This window comes from Nocardioides sp., assembly GCF_024509035.1.
Taxonomy (GTDB): Bacteria; Actinomycetota; Actinomycetes; order Propionibacteriales; family Nocardioidaceae; genus Nocardioides.
This window is the reverse complement of the sequence record NZ_JANINT010000305.1, coordinates 1-2,341: the sequence shown is the minus strand read 5'-3', so window position 1 is coordinate 2,341 and position 2,341 is coordinate 1. Positions and strand designations below refer to the sequence as shown.

The window sequence follows — 2,341 nt, the reverse complement described above, 5'->3', positions numbered from 1 at the left end:
CGGCCAGGGCGTGAGGGGTCGAGCGCGCGGCACGGTCACGGCACGGGTCGCAGTCTGGTCCACGCTCACACCGTGCTCCTCTCCGCTGGTGGTCGACTGGGGGTCGACTGGGGGTCGACTTGGTGGGCCACCGGGTCCCCTCCGGGAATGCCGCGGCGCTCACCGGAGTTGACCCGACACCGACCACCAGGTCATCGGTCTCAATGCAAGTGGAGATCCTCTCCGGTTACACCGTAACCGATCCGGAGAAGGGTTTCCACTTTTTTCTCGGGCGAGTGTGCCACAACGTCGGGGAATCCGGAGAACCGCCTCCGGTTCGGTAGGGTGTCGGCATGACGAGGTCGGTGGACGCGGAGCCGACGACGGGCGAGCCCCGGCTCCGCAAGGACGCACAGCGCTCGCGCCGGCTGGTGCTCGAGGCCGCGAAGGACCTCTTCGCCGCCCGGGGTGTCGACGTGGGGTTCGACGAGATCGCCCGCAGCGCGGGCGTGGGTGTGGGCACGGTCTACCGCCGGTTCCCGTGCCGCGAGGCGCTCGTCGAGGAGCTGTTCGCCGAGAAGCTCGAGCGGGTCAAGCGACTGGCGGCCGCGGCGCTCGACATCGACGACCCCTGGGAGGCGCTGGTCTGGTTCTGCGAGCACTGCATCGGCGAGCAGCAGTGCGACCGCGGGCTGACCCAGGTGCTCGCCGTCACCGACGTCGATGCCGACAGGCTCGGCGGCCTGCGCGAGGAGATCGGCGCCGCGGTCGACGACGTGGTCCGCCGCGCCCAGGAGGCCGGACTGGTCCGCGCTGACCTCGCGTACGCCGACCTCGCGATCACCCTCCACGTGCTCAGTCGGATGCGCGTCGAGGGCAGCGAGGTCTGGCGCCGCTACCTCGCGCTCTTCTTGTCCTCGATCCGCGCGCAGCCCGGCCAGGACCCGCTTCCCGGCCCGTCGCCCACGTTCGCGACCGTCGAGGAGATCGCCCGCCGCCTCTGACCGTCGATCCGGGAGTGGTGACGGTCGGTCCCGGAGTGCGGCCGGTCAGGCCACCACGTGGTCCCAGCCGGCGGCCAGGTAGTCGATGAACGCCGGGCCGACGGCCTCGGCGCGCAGCTCCTCACGGGTCAGCGGGCCCGTCCGGGCCACGAAGCCCTCGTCCGCGACGGCGCGCGCCGCGAAGTCGTGGTGCAGGATCGCGCCGATCCCGACCGTGACGATGTCGGCGCCCTTCTCCAGGCACCACCGGGCGTCGGCGGCCGACAGCACGCGACCGGCGACCCCGAGCAGCGTGCCGCCGCGCGGCAGGTCGGTGAAGTGCTCGATGAGCAGGCCCTCGGCACCGCCGCGCGGGCGCATGAACACGTCCCACAGCGACATGTCGAGGTAGTCGAGCAGCCCCGAGTCCAGCACACGGCGCGCGGTCTCGCGGCCCTCGTCGAGCGTGATGCCGTTGCCCTCGGGGGTCAGCCGCAGCCCCAGCTGGAACTCCGGCCCGGTGGCGCCGCGGATGCCCTCGAGGATCTCCAGGACCACCCGGAGACGGTCGTCGAGGGAGCCGCCGTACCCGTCGGTGCGCTGGTTGTTGCGCCCGTCGAGGAACTGGCCCAGCAGGTAGCCGTGCGCCCCGTGCACCTCGACCCCGTCGACGCCGGCCCGCTCGGCCCGCACCGCGGCGGCCACGAAGTCGGCGACCAGCTCCTCGACCTCGCCGGTGGTCATCGCGACCGCGTTCTTGTCCGGGTCGTCCCACGGGCACTGGTTGGGCCGGCCGCTGAGCGTCGGGTCGGCCCGACGGCCGCCGTGGTGCAGCTGCACCGACGAGCGAGCGCCGGTGGCGCGCAGTCGCTCGGCGAGACGCTCGAGGCCGGGCAGGTGCGCGTCGGATGCGATCCCGAGCTGCCCGCCCCAGGCCTGGCCGGCCGGCGCGACGTACGCCGCCGCGGTCATCACCAGGCCGAACCCGCCCTCGCCGCGCGCCTCGAGCCACCGGGTCTCGTCCTCGGTGAGGGTGCCGTCGGAGTTGCTCTGGGTGTTGGTGAGCGGCGCGAGGGCCAGCCGGTTGCGCCAGTCGGGTCCGTGGGTCAGCGACAGGGGGTCGGAGATCGAGGTCACCCTGCCATCCTCCCGGCCGGTTCAATCCCCGACGGACCCGGGCCTGGGAGCCTCGGACCACCGTCCGGGCGATGGTCCTCAGCATCGGGCCGCGGCTGCCGATCCTCTGCTCGTCAGGTCCCGTCCGTCTCGAGGTCGTCCGTGCTCCTCCCGCCGCCCACCGCGTCTCCGGTCGCGCCGTGAGGGGCCTGCTCGTCTCCTGGGCCGGCGCGGGCGCGGTCGTCGCGGCCGCGTCGGTGGGG

2 protein-coding genes are annotated in these 2,341 nt (G+C 73.4%); one reads left to right on the top strand and one right to left on the bottom strand.

Annotation, left to right across the window (positions count from 1 at the left end; all coding sequences use genetic code 11):
* Positions 1 to 332 precede the first annotated feature (332 nt).
* On the top strand, positions 333 to 983 hold the full coding sequence (locus Q0L15_RS19645; protein WP_296606279.1) for a TetR/AcrR family transcriptional regulator: 651 nt from the start codon (positions 333 to 335) through the stop codon (positions 981 to 983).
* 45 nt (positions 984 to 1,028) lie between these two features.
* Here the strand turns inward: Q0L15_RS19645 and Q0L15_RS19640 are convergent, their stop codons facing one another.
* Complete coding sequence (locus Q0L15_RS19640) at positions 1,029 to 2,099, bottom strand: NADH:flavin oxidoreductase (protein ID WP_296606277.1); 1,071 nt, start codon at positions 2,097 to 2,099, stop codon at positions 1,029 to 1,031.
* Positions 2,100 to 2,341 lie beyond the last annotated feature (242 nt).